The organism is Streptomyces sp. NBC_01314, from assembly GCF_041435215.1.
Lineage (GTDB): Bacteria > Actinomycetota > Actinomycetes > Streptomycetales > Streptomycetaceae > Streptomyces.
Genome location: NZ_CP108394.1, coordinates 10,259,497 through 10,273,467, shown reverse-complemented (window position 1 = coordinate 10,273,467; position 13,971 = coordinate 10,259,497). Strand labels below are relative to the sequence as shown.

The 13,971-nt window shown below is 70.9% G+C and carries 15 protein-coding genes and 1 riboswitch; of the genes, 6 read left to right on the top strand and 9 right to left on the bottom strand.

Annotated features, from left to right (window positions below):
* Nucleotides 1-84: 84 nt before the first annotated feature.
* Complete coding sequence (locus OG622_RS45140; RefSeq protein ID WP_371582905.1) at nucleotides 85-1,437, top strand: MFS transporter; 1,353 nt, start codon at nucleotides 85-87, stop codon at nucleotides 1,435-1,437.
* 22 nt (nucleotides 1,438-1,459) lie between these two features.
* On the opposite strand, the gene OG622_RS45135 is transcribed toward OG622_RS45140, so the two are convergent.
* The 6 genes from OG622_RS45135 to urtA form a co-directional block, all read right to left on the bottom strand.
* Nucleotides 1,460-1,675, bottom strand: coding sequence for a hypothetical protein (locus OG622_RS45135; protein ID WP_371582903.1), 216 nt, complete (start codon nucleotides 1,673-1,675; stop codon nucleotides 1,460-1,462).
* Between the two features lie 49 nt (nucleotides 1,676-1,724).
* Nucleotides 1,725-2,417: an urea ABC transporter ATP-binding subunit UrtE gene (gene urtE / locus OG622_RS45130; RefSeq protein ID WP_371582901.1), complete on the bottom strand. Its 693-nt coding sequence runs from the start codon at nucleotides 2,415-2,417 to the stop codon at nucleotides 1,725-1,727.
* Between the two features lie 5 nt (nucleotides 2,418-2,422).
* Complete coding sequence (urtD, locus tag OG622_RS45125) at nucleotides 2,423-3,250, bottom strand: urea ABC transporter ATP-binding protein UrtD (RefSeq protein WP_371582899.1); 828 nt, start codon at nucleotides 3,248-3,250, stop codon at nucleotides 2,423-2,425.
* Complete coding sequence (urtC, locus tag OG622_RS45120; RefSeq protein ID WP_371582897.1) at nucleotides 3,247-4,413, bottom strand: urea ABC transporter permease subunit UrtC; 1,167 nt, start codon at nucleotides 4,411-4,413, stop codon at nucleotides 3,247-3,249. The genes urtD and urtC overlap by 4 nt, the downstream gene beginning before the upstream one ends.
* Nucleotides 4,410-5,294 (bottom strand): urea ABC transporter permease subunit UrtB, encoded by an 885-nt coding sequence (gene urtB / locus OG622_RS45115; protein WP_371582895.1) that lies wholly within the window; start codon nucleotides 5,292-5,294, stop codon nucleotides 4,410-4,412. Before urtB ends, urtC begins: the two co-directional genes overlap by 4 nt.
* A 181-nt stretch (nucleotides 5,295-5,475) precedes the next feature.
* Nucleotides 5,476-6,729: an urea ABC transporter substrate-binding protein gene (gene urtA / locus OG622_RS45110; protein ID WP_371582893.1), complete on the bottom strand. Its 1,254-nt coding sequence runs from the start codon at nucleotides 6,727-6,729 to the stop codon at nucleotides 5,476-5,478.
* Nucleotides 6,730-6,962: 233 nt separating this feature from the next.
* Here urtA and OG622_RS45105 point away from each other — a divergent pair, with 233 nt between their 5' ends.
* Nucleotides 6,963-7,454: a MarR family winged helix-turn-helix transcriptional regulator gene (locus OG622_RS45105; protein ID WP_371582891.1), complete on the top strand. Its 492-nt coding sequence runs from the start codon at nucleotides 6,963-6,965 to the stop codon at nucleotides 7,452-7,454.
* Here the strand turns inward: OG622_RS45105 and OG622_RS45100 are convergent.
* The 3 genes from OG622_RS45100 to OG622_RS45090 all read right to left on the bottom strand — a co-directional run bounded on the left by OG622_RS45100 (nucleotide 7,411) and on the right by OG622_RS45090 (nucleotide 10,717).
* On the bottom strand, nucleotides 7,411-8,529 hold the full coding sequence (locus tag OG622_RS45100) for a substrate-binding domain-containing protein (RefSeq protein ID WP_371582889.1): 1,119 nt from the start codon (nucleotides 8,527-8,529) through the stop codon (nucleotides 7,411-7,413). The two genes, OG622_RS45105 and OG622_RS45100, sit on opposite strands and share 44 nt — an antisense overlap.
* Nucleotides 8,530-8,675: 146 nt before the next feature.
* Nucleotides 8,676-9,800, bottom strand: coding sequence for a HoxN/HupN/NixA family nickel/cobalt transporter (locus tag OG622_RS45095; protein WP_371582887.1), 1,125 nt, complete (start codon nucleotides 9,798-9,800; stop codon nucleotides 8,676-8,678).
* A 173-nt stretch (nucleotides 9,801-9,973) separates the two neighbouring features.
* Nucleotides 9,974-10,717, bottom strand: coding sequence for a DUF1775 domain-containing protein (locus tag OG622_RS45090; RefSeq protein WP_371582885.1), 744 nt, complete (start codon nucleotides 10,715-10,717; stop codon nucleotides 9,974-9,976).
* A gap of 206 nt (nucleotides 10,718-10,923) precedes the next feature.
* A riboswitch (cobalamin riboswitch) is annotated at nucleotides 10,924-11,130 on the top strand.
* A gap of 29 nt (nucleotides 11,131-11,159) precedes the next feature.
* Between OG622_RS45090 and OG622_RS45085 the strand changes: the two genes are divergently transcribed.
* The 4 genes from OG622_RS45085 to OG622_RS45070 are packed head-to-tail and all read left to right on the top strand — an operon-like array spanning nucleotide 11,160 to nucleotide 13,968.
* Complete coding sequence (locus tag OG622_RS45085) at nucleotides 11,160-11,873, top strand: energy-coupling factor ABC transporter permease (protein ID WP_371582883.1); 714 nt, start codon at nucleotides 11,160-11,162, stop codon at nucleotides 11,871-11,873.
* On the top strand, nucleotides 11,870-12,352 hold the full coding sequence (locus OG622_RS45080; protein WP_371582881.1) for an energy-coupling factor ABC transporter substrate-binding protein: 483 nt from the start codon (nucleotides 11,870-11,872) through the stop codon (nucleotides 12,350-12,352). Before OG622_RS45085 ends, OG622_RS45080 begins: the two co-directional genes overlap by 4 nt.
* A 6-nt stretch (nucleotides 12,353-12,358) precedes the next feature.
* Entirely contained in the window at nucleotides 12,359-13,108 is a 750-nt protein-coding gene (cbiQ, locus tag OG622_RS45075) for a cobalt ECF transporter T component CbiQ (protein ID WP_371582879.1), read from the top strand.
* Nucleotides 13,105-13,968 (top strand): energy-coupling factor ABC transporter ATP-binding protein, encoded by an 864-nt coding sequence (locus OG622_RS45070; RefSeq protein WP_371582877.1) that lies wholly within the window; start codon nucleotides 13,105-13,107, stop codon nucleotides 13,966-13,968. Before cbiQ ends, OG622_RS45070 begins: the two co-directional genes overlap by 4 nt.
* Nucleotides 13,969-13,971 lie beyond the last annotated feature (3 nt).

Below are 13,971 nucleotides of genomic sequence, written 5' to 3'. Positions count from 1 at the left end.
CGCCATCATGTGCACAGGTGCGCACATGATGGTTACACTTGGTCTGTATCGACACTCGACGCCGCGCCGAGGGGAGCCGTTCGTATGCTCGCCGTTCTGCGTCATCGCGCCTACCGACGGCTTTTCGGCGCTCAGGTCGTCGCCCTGGTGGGTACGGGGCTCGCGACCGTCGCTCTCGGGCTGCTGGCCTACGATCTGGCGGGCGCCGACGCCGGTTCCGTTCTCGGTACGGCTCTGGCGATCAAGATGGTGGCGTACGTGGTGATCGCTCCGGCCGTCGGCGCGGTCGCCGACCGGCTGCCGCGCCGGGCGCTCATGGTGACGGCGGACCTGGTGCGCGCCGGGATCGCCGTGTCCCTGCCGTTCGTCGGCGAGGTCTGGCAGGTGTACGTCCTGGTCTTCCTCCTCCAGTCGGCCTCGGCCGCGTTCACACCCACGTTCCAGGCCGTCATCCCCGACGTGCTGCCCGAGGAGCGCGACTACACACGGGCGCTGTCGATGTCACGGCTCGCGTACGACCTGGAGAGCCTCTTCTCCCCCGCGCTCGCGGCCGCCCTCCTGTCCGTCATCACCTACGACCGGCTGTTCACCGGCACCGCCCTGGGTTTCCTCGCCTCGGCCGCGTTGGTGGTCTCGACCGCCCTGCCCGAGCGGGCCGGCGCCACCGTCCCGCGAACGGGTGGCGTGTACACCAGGGCCACGGCCGGGACCCGCCTCTTCCTCGCCGTCCCCGGGCTGCGGGCCCTGCTCGCCCTGAACCTCGCGGTCGCGGCGGCCGGGGCGATGGTGACGGTCAACTCCGTCGTCTACGTCCGCGATGTGCTGGACCTGTCGGCGGGCGCCGTACCGCTGGCGCTCGGGGCGTACGGGGCCGGGTCGATGGCCGTGGCCCTGGTGTTGCCGCGTCTGCTGGACCAGGTGCCGGACCGGGCGGTGATGGTGCCGGGCGCGCTGTCGCTGGCCGTCGTCTTCGCCGGGCTCGGGGGTGTCACGGCCGCTCAGGGCGGGAGTTGGCGGCTGCCCGCGCTGCTCGTGCTCTGGGCCGCGTTCGGTGCCGCGTCCTCGGCGGTGCTCACGCCAGCCGGACGGCTCGTCCGCCGCTCGGTGGCGCCCGGGGAGCGTACGGCCGCGTTCGCCGCGCAGTTCTCCCTCTCGCACGGCTGCTGGCTGCTGACGTATCCGCTGGCCGGGTGGCTGGGAGCGGCGGCGGGGCTCAACTGGGCGGTGCTCGCGCTGGGTTCGATCGCCCTGGGTGCGGCGCTGCTGGCCGTACGGCTGTGGCCGGCGCGGTCGACGGCCGACGCGGCCCCCGCGCCGGCGGCCCATGTGCACGCGGACCTCCCCCTCGGCCACCCCCATCTGGTGGGCGCCCTGCGCGTGCCGGCGGGCTGGCGGCACAGCCACGGCCCCATCACAAACGGGCCGCACGCGCGCTAGGCAGCGGGCGTGGCCCGGCCTGTCAGCGGGAAGCGCCCGCCGCGGGCCTGGTGGACGACGACGTCATCGGCGGAGTCGACGGCTTCCCGGCGGACGACGAGTTCGACGACGAGTTCGTGGGGCGCCGGGCCCCCTCGCCGCCGAGGTCCGGCCGCCGGCCGTTTGCCGGGCCGGGCCCGAGGGCGAAGGCCTCGAAAACGCCGGCGAGCGCGTCGTCGGTCAGGCGGCAGTGCTCCACGGCATTCCTCGACGACCTCACTCGTCAGAGCGCCGCCGCCGACAGGCCGTCAGACGCTGAGCGCCTCCCGGACGGTCTGCTCGGCCCCCGTACCCCCCTCTCCGGAGGAGGTGACCCGGCCCGCCTCCAGCACGTAGTACCGCTGCGCCGCCCGCATGGCGAAGCCCACGTGCTGTTCGACGAGGAGGACGGAGAGACCGCCCCGGCGGGTCAGGGCGAGGATCGTCTCCTCGATCTCGGCGACGACGGAGGGCTGGATGCCCTCGGTCGGCTCGTCGAGCAGGAGGAGTCTCGGGCGGGTGATCAGGGCGCGGGCGAAGGCGAGCTGCTGGCGCTGGCCGCCGGAGAGGAGACCGGCCCGGCGGCCGGACAGCTCCCGCAGGACGGGGAACAGGTCCAGGGCCTCGGCGACCGCCTCCCTGCCGTCCGGGCGGCCGTCGGCGACCAGTTGCAGGTTCTCGGCGGTGGTGAGGTGCGGGAAGGACTGCTGGCCCTGCGGGACGTACGCCATGCCCCTGGCCACCCGCTGGTGCGGGGCGAGGTGGGTGATGTCCTCGCCGTCCAGCAGGACGGTCCCGCTCTTCGGCTTGAGCAGGCCCATGGCGGCGCGCAGCAGGGTGCTCTTGCCGGCGCCGTTGTGGCCGAGGACGGCTCCGACGCCGTCTCTCGGGACGGACACGGTCACGCCGTGCAGCACGGTCGTACGGTCGTAGCCGGCGTGGACGGAGTTGATCTCCAGCATGGGTGTCACGCCTCCTCGGCGACGGGGACGGGAGCGGCGACCGGTTCGGCGGCGGTCACCGACGCGGGCTCGGGTCCGGACCCGGGCTCGGGCTCGGGCTCGGACGCGCGGCCGAGGTAGACCTCCTGGACCTTGGCGTCGGCCTGTACCTCGGTGACGGAGCCCTCGCTGAGGATCCGGCCGGCGTGCAGGACGGTGACGCTGCGGGCGAAGGAGCGCATGAAGTCCATGTCGTGCTCGATGACCACCACCGTGTGGTCCTCACCGACCCGCTGCAACAGCGCGCCCGTGGCCTCGCGTTCGTCGTGGCTCATACCGGCGACCGGCTCGTCGAGCAGCAGCAGCTTCACGTCCTGGACGAGCAGCATGCCGATCTCCAGCCACTGCTTCTGGCCGTGCGCGAGCACACCTGCCGGACGGTCACGCAGTTCCGTGAGACCGGTGGTCTCCAGGGCCCTGGTGACCTCCTCCGGTACGCCCTTGCGCCGCCTGAGCATGGTCAGGGGGCCACGTCCGGCGCCCGCCGCGATGTCGAGGTTCTGCAGGACGGTCAGCTCCTCGAAGACCGTGGCCGTCTGGAAGGTACGCCCGATGCCCCTGCGGGCGATCCGGTGCACCGGTTTCCCGATGAGTTCCTCGCCGCCGAAGCGGACCGATCCGGTGGACTTCACCAGTCCGGTGACGGCGTCGACGAGGGTGGTCTTGCCGGCGCCGTTCGGGCCGATGAGGAAGCGCAGGTCGCCGGGGCGGATGTCGAGGTCCACGCCGTCGACGGCCTTGAAGCCGTCGAACGTCACCCGCAGGTCGCGGACCGTCAGTCCCTCGCCGCTCATGCCGTTCCTCCTGTCGGGGCCGAGGTCGGAGCCGAGGCCGGGGCCGTGATGGGGGTGGTCGTCATGGGGGTACGGCGCCGGCGGACCACGCTCGCCAGGGAGGCAAGGCCGCCGGGCAGGAAGCCGACCGCCAGGACGAACAGCAGGCCCTGGAGGTAGGTCCACGCGGCAGGGAAGGCGTCGGAGAGGGTGCTCTGCGCCCAGGCCACCGCGATGGCACCGAGCACGGCACCCACCAGGGAGGCCCGGCCGCCCACCGCCGCGCCGATGACGAAGCCGATGGACGGGACGATGCCGATCAGGGCCGGCGAGATGATGCCGACCGCCGGGACGAACAGGGCACCCGCGAGGCCCGCCATGCCCGCCGCTACGACGTACGCGACGAGCTTGACGTTGGCGGGGTCGTAGCCGAGGAAGCGGACGCGCTCCTCGGAGTCCCGCACGGCGACGAGGAGTTCGCCGTAGCGGCTGACGAACAGCTGACGGGCGGCGGCCATCAGCAGCAGGAGCACGGCGGCGATGACGAAGTACACCATCCGCTGGTTCACCGGGTCGTCGAGGTCGTACCCGAAGAAGCCGCGCATGTCGGTGAGGCCGTTGGTGCCGCCGGTGGTGGCCTGTTGGCCGACGAGCCAGATGGCGAGGGCGGCGGCCAGTGCCTGGCTGAGGATCGCGAAGTACGCGCCCTTCACCCGGCGACGGAAGACGAAGAAGCCGAGCAGCGCGGCGACCGCCATGGGCAGCAGGACGGTCATGGCGAGGGCGAAGGCAGGGTTGGCGAAGGGCTGCCACCACCAGGGCAGGGTGTCGCCGGTGCCGTACAGCTGCATGAAGTCGGGCAGAGTCTGGCCGGTCTCGGCCGCGTCGGCGAGCTTGAGGTGCATGGCCATGGCGTAGCCGCCGAGGCCGAAGAAGACGCCCTGGCCGAGGACGAGCAGGCCGCCACGCCCCCAAGCAAGGCTCACGCCGACCGCCACGATCGCATAACACAAGTACTTGGCGAGGAGGTTGAGCCGGAAGTCGGAGAGGGCGAGCGGGGCGACCCCGATGAGCAGGACGGCGCCGACGAGGAAGGCGCCGGGGACGCGGAAGCGGTCCAGGAGGGAGCGCGACGGCTCCGCCGCGGGTGCCATCCTCTCGAGGGAGGGCGTGGGCGTCGTCATGCCAGGCTCCGGGTGCGCAGGGTGTACAGGCCCTGGGGTCGCCACTGCAGGAAGGCGACGATCGCCACGAGCACGATGACCTTGGCGACGCTGACCGTCGTCGAGTACTCCAGTACGGACTGCAGGACACCGAGTGCGAAGGCGGTGATGACGGCGCCCTTGAGCTGGGCGACGCCGCCGACGACCACGACCAGGAAGGCGTCGACGATGTAGTTGGTGCCCATGGTCGGGCCGATCGGGCCGACCAGGGTGAGCGCGACACCGGCCACGCCCGCGAGGCCCGAGCCGATGAAGAACGTCGTACGGTCCACGCGCTGGGTCGCGATGCCGGACACCTCCGCGAGGTCCCGGTTCTGCACGACGGCCCGGATGCGGCGGCCCAGCGGGGTCGTGCGCATGATCAGGGTGAGTCCGAGGACGCAGAGCAGAGCGAGCCCGAGGATGAACAGCCGGTTGTTGGCGAAGGTGATGCCGCCGACGGAGATGTTGCCGGTGAGCAGGTCCGGGGCGCGGGTCTGGACGTTCGGGGCGCCGAAGACGTCACGGGCCAGCTGCTGGAGCATCAGGGAGACACCCCAGGTGACCAGCAGGGTGTCCAGGGGTCTCGTGTAGAGACGCCGGATGAGCAGCCATTCGAGCAGCGCGCCCATGGCTCCGGCGACCAGGAAGGCCAGCGGCAGGGCGAGAAGCAGGGAGACGCCGGCGCCGCTGATGGACTTCTGCAGCACGTACGTGGTGTAGGCGCCGGCCATGATGAACTCGCCGTGCGCCATGTTGATCACGCCCATCTGACCGAAGGTCAGGGTCAGGCCGAGCGCGATGAGCAGGAGGACGGCGCCGATGCTGATGCCGGTGAAGGATTGATTGAGGATGACCGTCATGGGGCGGCTCCGGGTCCGGGGCGGGGTTGTTCGGCGGGTGCGGGTCCGGTGGGGGCTGGTCGCGCGGTTCCCCGCGCTCCTGATAAGTCAGGGGCTGCGCCCGTGCTTTTTTCAGGGGCGCGGGGGCCCTTTCTTTCAGGGGCGCGGGAAACCGCGCGAGTAACCCCACTCACCGTCGGATTCAGGACAACCCGGCCGCCCAGTCGTAACCCTTCAAATACGGGTCCGGCTTGATCGGCTTGCCGGAGTTCCAGATCTCCTCGATCAGACCGTCCGAGCCGACCCTTCCGATCCGGGCCGTCTTGTAGACGTGTTGCGTCGCGCCGTCGACCGTGACCTTGCCCTCGGGGGCGTCGAGTTCGATGCCGCCGGAGGCCTTCTTGACCTTCGCCACGTCGAAGGAACCGGCCTTCTCGACCATCTCCTTCCATAGGTAGACGGAGATGTAGGCGGCCTCCATGGGGTCGCTGGTCGGCTTGTCCTTGCCGTAGGCCGCCTGGTAGGCCGCGACGAACTTGGTGTTGGCGGCGCCCGGGGTGGTCTCGTAGTAGTTCCAGGCGGTCAACTGGCCTTCCAGGTACTGGGTGCCGATGCTCTTGACCTCCTCCTCGGCGATCGACACCGAGAGGACCGGCAGGCTCTTCGCGGTCAGCCCGGCGGACTTGTACTCCTTGAAGAAGGCCACGTTGCTGTCGCCGTTGAGGGTGTTGAACACGGCGTCCGCGCCGGCGTCCTTGACCTTGTTGACGATGGTGCTGAACTCGGTGGAGCCGAGCGGCGCGTAGTCCTCGCCGACCACCTTCATGCCCTGGGCCTCCGCGTACGCCTTGATTATCTTGTTGGCGGTGCGCGGGAAGACGTAGTCGCTGCCCACCAGGTACAGCCGCGTCAGGCCCTGCTTCTTGAGGTAGTCGAGGGCGGGGACGATCTGCTGGTTGGTGGTGGCGCCGATGTAGAAGATGTACGGGGACTGCTCCAGGCCCTCGTACTGCACGGGGTAGAAGAGGAGCGACTTGTAGCGTTCGAAGACCGGCTTGACGGCCTTGCGGCTGGCGGAGGTCCAGCAGCCGAAGGTGGCGACCACCCTGTCGTCGGTGATCAGGGCTTCCGCCTTCTCGGCGAAGGTCGGCCAGTCGGAGGCACCGTCCTGGCTGATGGGCTTCAGCTTCTTGCCCAGGACGCCTCCGGCGGCGTTGATCTCCTTCACCGCGAGCAGCAGCGCGTTGTGCACGGTGACCTCGCTGATGGCCATGGTGCCCGAGAGCGAGTTCAGCAGGCCCACCTTGACGGTGTCGCCGGAGGTGTCCGCCTCCGCTCCGGCGGCCGACGACGTGCCGCTGCCCGTCTTGGCGCCGCACGCGCTGAGGGCGGCGGTCGTGCCGAGCGCCGACGCGCTCACGAGGAGACCCCGTCTGCTGATACCGATCCCGGACATCAATACCTCCTAGGTCGCTGAAGTGCGACCACAGCCTGCGAGGCAACTGTTTCCCATGCGTTTCGGCGCAATTGAAGAACAGTTTCTGGAGGAAGTATTTTTTTGAGGCTGCGAAATACTTGTTACTTCTCACAGAAAGGATGCGCTTCTGATCCCTCTGTCAGGAGCGGGGGGCGAGGTTAAGCTTTGGCATCACCGTCGCGGGGGCGGCTGAAGGCGAGTTGAGGAGTGCGATGGCGAGGCGGCCCGAGGAACTGCTCCACCTTCTGACCCGGGCCGAGCGCCTCTCCGTACGCCGAGTCCAGTCCGTGCTCGACGAGTTCGACAGTTCCGTCGAGGCCTGGCGGGTACTCGATCTGCTCTCCGACGGGCAGGGTCACAACATGACGGCTCTCGCCGAACACGCCTTCCTGCCGGCGCCGAGCCTGACCAAGCTGATCGACCAACTCGTCGACCAGAACCTGGTCTTCCGCCGCGTCGATCCCGTGGACCGGCGCCGCGTCCTCGCCCACCTCACCCCGCGCGGCCTGGAGCGATGGCAACTGCTCGCCCGCGAAGTGCGCGCCGACTGGGCCGAGTCGGAGCCGCTGACCGACGAGGACACGAAGCTGCTGGGAAGCCTGCTGGGTCGGCTGGCCCGGACCCTGGAGGGCGACGGACCCCCCGACGGCCGGGGAGGGGTCAACGCAGGTCGTGCGGAGCGCGCAGCTGGGCGAGGACGTTGAAGTCGCAGCCTTCCGCCCTCGCGAGGTAGATGCGCTGGCGCACATGCCGCCCGTCCAGGCCCAGCAGGCCACGCGGACCCTCGTAGGAGACGGTGTCGGCGGCCGCCCCGATGGCGGCCACGTCCAGGGCGCGCGCCCGTTCGACGAGCGCGGCGAGCAGCAGGACGCCCTCGTAGCAGGACTCGCCGACGCCGCCCGGCGTGGGCGCCTCCAGACCGAAGCGGCCGGCGTACTGGCCGTGGAAGTCCAGGGTGTTCCGGTCGGCGAGCGAGGCGAAGAAACCGGCCGTGCTGTACAGGTCGAGGGTGGCCTCGGGGCCGCTGCCCATCAGCATGTTCTCGTCCATCAGCGTGCTCAGCCGCAGGCACCGCCGGTCGAGCCCGGAGGCGGCGAAGGCCCGGTTGAAGCGGACCGCGTCGCTGCCGACCAGGAGCATCAGGACCCCGTCGGCGTCGGCCCGCTCGATACGGCGCAGGACGTCCTCGAAGTCCTCGGTGCCGAGCGGCAGATACGCCTCGCCGCTGACCCGGCCCCGGCACGCGCGGGCGTAGCCCCGGGCCGCCCGTGCGGTCCGGCGGGGCCACACGTAGTTGTTGCCGACGACGAACCAGCGGCGCACACCGCGTGACTCGGCGAGCAGCCGCATCGCGGGCAGCAGTTGCCAGGAGGGCGTCTCGCTCGTCATGAAGACGCCCTCGGTGCGCTCCCCGCCCTCGTACAGGGCCGTGTACACGTACGGCACCCGGTGCGCGATGCGTGGGGCCACGGCCTGCCGGACGGAGGAGATGTGCCAGCCGGTGACGCCCTGCACCGCGCCCGAGGCGACCAGTGCCTCGACGTCCTCGGCGACCCGCCGCGGCTCGGCCCCGCCGTCGACCTCGATCAGCCGCAGCTCCCTGCCGAGCACTCCCCCGGCCTTGTTGACCTCCTCGGCGGCCAGCCGCGCGCACGCGCCGCAGGTGGGGCCGAAGATCCCTGCGGGGCCCTGCATCGGGTAGACGAGCGCCACGTTCAGGGTCGAGTCGTCGGCCGTGAGCCGCTCTGGGGTGTGGAGGCGCGGCGGTGGCCGGTTCATGGGTTCATGATGGCGTGATCGTCGTCGGCGCCCCAGGCGGTGCCACGGATCGAGACCGATTCGTAGGCCGGGGCGGAGGGTGGGTCACGGGGGCGCGGGGGCGCGGGGGCGCGGGGGCGCGGGGGCGCGGGGGCGCGGCTGGATGTTCAGCCCGTCGTCCACTTCTCCTCGATCCGCCCGAACCGCCACACCAGCAGCGCGACCGCCCAGGTGACGAAGAACAGGCCGACGACGACGTAGCCGATGATGTTGAGGTCGAGGCCGACGACCCAGTCCCAGAACGTGCCGCGCAGATGGGCCTTCTCGGCGACGAGGCCGAGCAGTTCGACGGTGCCGATGATGAGGGCGACGGCGACCGAGAGGCCCGTGATGGTGAGGTTGTAGTAGACCTTGCGGACCGGCTTGGAGAACGCCCAGCCGTAGGCGAAGTTCATGAACGAGCCGTCGATCGTGTCCAGGAGGGACATACCGGCCGCGAACAGGATCGGCAGGCACAGGATCGCGTACCAGGGCAGTCCTGAGGCCGCGCCCGAACCGGCCAGAACCAGGAGCGCGACCTCGGTCGCCGTGTCGAACCCGAGGCCGAAGAGCAGACCGAGCGGGAACATCTGCCAGGGACGGGTGATCGACTTCATCAGCCGCCCGAGGACGCGGTTCATGAACCCCCGGCTGTTCAGCCGCTCCTCCAGGGCGGCCTCGTCGAAGGAGCCCGAGCGCATCTCCCGGAACACCTTCCAGATGCCCACCATGATCACCATGTTGATGATGGCGATGACATAGAGGAACGTCCCGGAGACGGTGGTGCCGATCCAGCCGGTGAGGTCGTGCAACCCGGAGGCGCCGTTGCGCACAGGGCCGGCGAGCGCCTTGACGCCGAGGGTGAGCAGGAAGGTGAGGACGAAGACGATCGACGAGTGGCCGAGGGAGAACCAGAAGCCGACCGACAGCGGGCGCTGCCCCTCGCCCATCAGTTTGCGGGTGGTGTTGTCGATGGCGGCGATGTGGTCGGCGTCGAAGGCGTGCCGCATTCCCAGGGTGTAGGCGGTGACGCCCATACCGATGCCGAAGGTCCTGCTGCCGACGCTGTAGTGCTCGGGGGCGACGATCACGACCAGCGTGAACCAGCCGATGAGATGCAGCGCCAGGATGAACCCGGCCATACCGCCGAGACTCGCCCACTCCCCGCGCGTCATCGAGTCGCGGATCCGACGCCATGAGAAACCGCCCTTCTCGGTGGTGGCCGAGGGGGCGGTGTCGGTAACAGGAGCCATGGGGGCGTGCGCCTCACTCGTCGTGCCGTGTGCGTGCCGTCGGACCCCTTCAGCCTTGTGCGGCGGGATGGTAACTGCAAGAGGGTCGCAGTAAAGCCCCTGCCACATTTCGGTCAGGTCAGAGTCCTTCGATGGACGGCGCGGTCGCACGAGCTCCCGAGCGTGCGGACCTGTCAGGTGGTCCCCTCCCGACGGGACCGGAACCACCACAGACCGCCGCCGAGTGCGAGGAGGACGGCCGCGCCGATACCGAGCGGCACGGCGAGGGAGACACCGTCGTCGCCGTCGGCGCTGTCCGCAGCGGGCTCCGCCGACGCCGTGGAGGCCTTGGCACTCGGTTCGGGGGACGGGGAGGGGGAGGCCTTCGTGGGCTCCTCCGACGGGGTGGGGCTGACGACTTCGGCGCCGGGTGCGGCGGCCTTCAGGTCCAGACGGGGTGCCGGGTGACCGTGCCCGTGGCCGTCCCCCTCGGATTCCTCCTCCAGTTCGATCCAGCGGTCCACCTTGCCGTCGCTGTACGACTGCAGGGTCTTGAAGGCCAGAGACTTGGCGTCGGGCAGCTGCCGTACGGTGACGGCGTACTCGACGTCCTCCCCCACCGCGAGCTTCGTGCCCGAGACGGTGTAGCCCCGGCCTGTGGGGGCGAACTTCCAGCCGTCGGGGCCCTCCTCGTAGGTGATGTCGGAGGGGACCAGGCCCTTGGGGAGGATCACTTCCAGCTTGGTGATGCCGGCCGAGGCGGACTCCGACTCCGCGGAGAAGGTCAGTTCGACGTTCTGGTCGAGGGCTCGGGCGCCCTCCGCCTCGACCTCCGTGTGGGCCACGGCCGGCCCCGCGATGGCGACGGTGACCGCGAGCGCGGCTGCGGTGAGAACGCCGAGACGGCGCGAACTGCGTACCAAGGTCGGGCGGTGCACTGCGGACTCCCTGTGCCGACGGCGTGAAGGGTGCATTCAAGCGCAGGGCAGGACCTGTGGCCAAGGGCGACCACCTGTACGAACAGTTCCCGCCATCCGCCGCCATCCGTCGCCATCGGGGTTCGCTCGTGTGCGGCGTGGGGGCGGTGGGGCGTGCGCCGGGGTGTGAGCTGTTCCACGGCGCCCGCGCGCCCCTGGTCTCCGCTTGTCAGCGTCCTTATGTGGGCACTACTGTCACCACGCCTTGGTGAACGGGAAATCCGGTGTCATGCCGGTGCGGCCCTCGCCACTGTGATCGGGAAGTCCGGCTCCAGTCCTCACGGACAGCCACTGGGTCTTTGTGACCCGGGAAGGCGGAGCATGGGCGGTGTCACCCGTAAGCCAGGAGACCGGCCAAGGCGCGTCAACCATCCACGAGGTGCTGGAGAGGGTCTGCTGAGCCATGCACATAGCCGAGGGTTTCCTTCCTCCGGCGCACGCGATCGCCTGGAGCGTCGCGTCCGCGCCATTCGTCGTCCACGGAGTCCGGGCACTCACCCGTGAGGTCAAGGAGCATCCCGAGAGCACGCTGCTGCTCGGCGCTTCGGGTGCCTTCACCTTCGTCCTGTCCGCGCTGAAGCTGCCGTCGGTCACCGGGAGTTGCTCCCACCCCACCGGCACCGGCCTTGGCGCCATCCTGTTCCGGCCACCGATCATGGCGGTCCTTGGCACCATCACCCTGCTCTTCCAGGCCCTGCTGCTCGCGCACGGCGGTCTGACCACGCTCGGCGCCAACGTCTTCTCGATGGCGATCGCCGGCCCCTGGGCGGGGTACGGGATCTACCGGCTGCTGCGGCGGTTCGACGTGCCGCTGATGGTCACGGTGTTCTTCGGCGCGTTCGTCGCCGACCTCGTCACCTACTGCGTCACCAGCGTGCAGCTCGCGCTCTCCTTCCCCGACCCGAGCAGCGGCTTCCTGGGCGCGCTCGGCAAGTTCGGCTCCATCTTCGCCGTCACCCAGATCCCCCTCGCGGTCAGCGAAGGTCTCCTCACCGTGCTGGTGATGCGTCTGCTGGTGCAGTCGAGCAAGGGCGAACTGACCCGGCTCGGCGTGCTCCTGGCCGGCAGGCGCGACGGCACCGAGACCGAGGCCGAGACCCAGGCGGTGGCCCGATGAACCGGAACACGAAGATCAACGTCCTGCTGCTGCTCGTCGTGGCCGCGCTCGCCGTCCTGCCACTGGCCCTCGGCCTCGGCGACCACAAGGAGGAGCCCTTCACGGGCTCCGACGGCGAGGCGGAGACGGCGATCACCGAGATCGAGCCGGACTACGAGCCGTGGTTCTCGCCCCTGTACGAGCCGCCCTCCGGTGAGATCGAGTCGGCGCTGTTCTCCCTGCAGGCGGCGCTCGGCGCGGGCGTCCTCGCCTACTACTTCGGTATCCACCGGGGCCGCCGCCAGGGCGAGGCGCGGGCCCGGGCAGAGCTGGACGGGGCCGGGGACACCACCGCGGCCGGGACTGCCGAGGCGGTTCCGGCGGGCGCGACGGTCGCGGCCGGCACGGCAGTTGTGACGGCCACGGCAGCCGCGAAGGCCTCGCCCGGCGACGAAGGCCCGTCCGGTGCTGCCGGGGAGTCCCCCGCCGGGCGGGGCTGAGCCCTCGTGCTGCCGATCGACGCGGCGGCGCACAGCAGTCGCTGGCGCCGCCGCCATCCCGTGGACAAGGCCGTGCTCGGGCTCGGCCTCACCGTGCTCGCGATCTCCCTGCCGCCCTGGCCCGGCGCGGCCCTGGTCCTGCTGACCGCGCTCGTCGTCCTGCTGGGCCCGGCGGGCGTGCCCGGCCGTCGCCTGTGGCGTGCCTACCGGGTGCCGTTGGGCTTCTGCGTGACCGGCGCGCTGCCGCTGCTCGTCCAGGTCGCCGGGCCCGACGGGTTCCTCACCCTGGCCGACGGCGGCCCGGCCCGCGCCGGGGAGCTGCTGCTGCGCACCTCGGCCGCCTCCCTCGGCGTCCTCCTGTTCGCCTTCACCACACCCATGTCGGACCTGCTGCCGCGCCTGGTGAAGGCCGGGGTGCCCGCGCCGGTCGTGGACGTGGCGCTGGTCACGTACCGCATGAGCTTTCTGCTCCTGGACTCCGTGCGCCGGATCCGGGAGGCACAGGCCGCCCGGCTGGGGCACACCACGCGGGCCGCCACCTGGCGTTCGCTCGCCGGTCTCGGCGCCACCGCGTTCGTACGGGCCTTCGACCGCGCGGCCCGGCTGCAGACCGGGCTCGCCGGGCGGGGGTACGACGGCACCCTGCGTGTCCTGGTACCCGAGGCCCGGGTCTCGGCCCGCTTCACCCTGGCCAGCGTGGCGCTCCTCGCGGCCTTGGCCGTCCTCACCTTCGTCCTGGAAAGGCCGCTGCCATGAGCGAGCCCGAGCTGGTCGCCCTGCGGGGCGCGTCCTTCGCGTACGAGGACGGTCCGGCCGTGCTCAGCGATCTCGACTTCGAGGTGCACGAGGGGCGCGCGCTCGCCCTGCTGGGCCGCAACGGCAGCGGCAAGACCACACTGATGCGGCTGCTCAGCGGCGGGCTGCGGCCCCGCACGGGCGAACTCTCGGTCGAGGGGCGGCCGGTGACGCACGACCGGAAGGGTCTGACCCGGCTGCGTACGACGGTCCAGCTGGTCGTCCAGGACCCGGACGACCAGCTGTTCGCGGCGTCCGTCGCGCAGGACGTGTCGTTCGGGCCGCTGAACCTCGGGTTGTCCGACGCGCAGGTGCGGACCCGGGTGGACGAGGCGCTCGGCGCGCTCGGCATCAGTGCCCTCGCCGACCGGCCCACCCATCTGCTCTCCTACGGGCAGCGCAAGCGGACCGCCATCGCCGGCGCGGTCGCGATGCGGCCCAGGGTGCTGATCCTCGACGAGCCGACCGCCGGGCTCGACCCCGACGGACAGGAGCGGCTCCTCGCCACCCTGGACGAGCTGCGCCGGTCCGGCACCACCGTCGTGATGGCCACCCACGACGTCGATCTCGCCCTGCGCTGGGCCGACGACGCGGCGCTGCTCACCCCGTCCGGCGCGCGCACGGGCCCGGTGGCCACGATGCTCGCCCGCACGGACCTCCTCCAGCAGGCGGGGCTGCGGTTGCCCTGGGGGATCGCGGTCACGCAACTGCTCCGCGAGCAAAGGCTGTTGACCGGTGAGGAGTCCGGCCCGCGCACCCCGGAGGAGCTGGCCTCCATGGCGGGGGCGCGCGTCGCTCCCCCGATACCGGCCGACGGCTGAGGA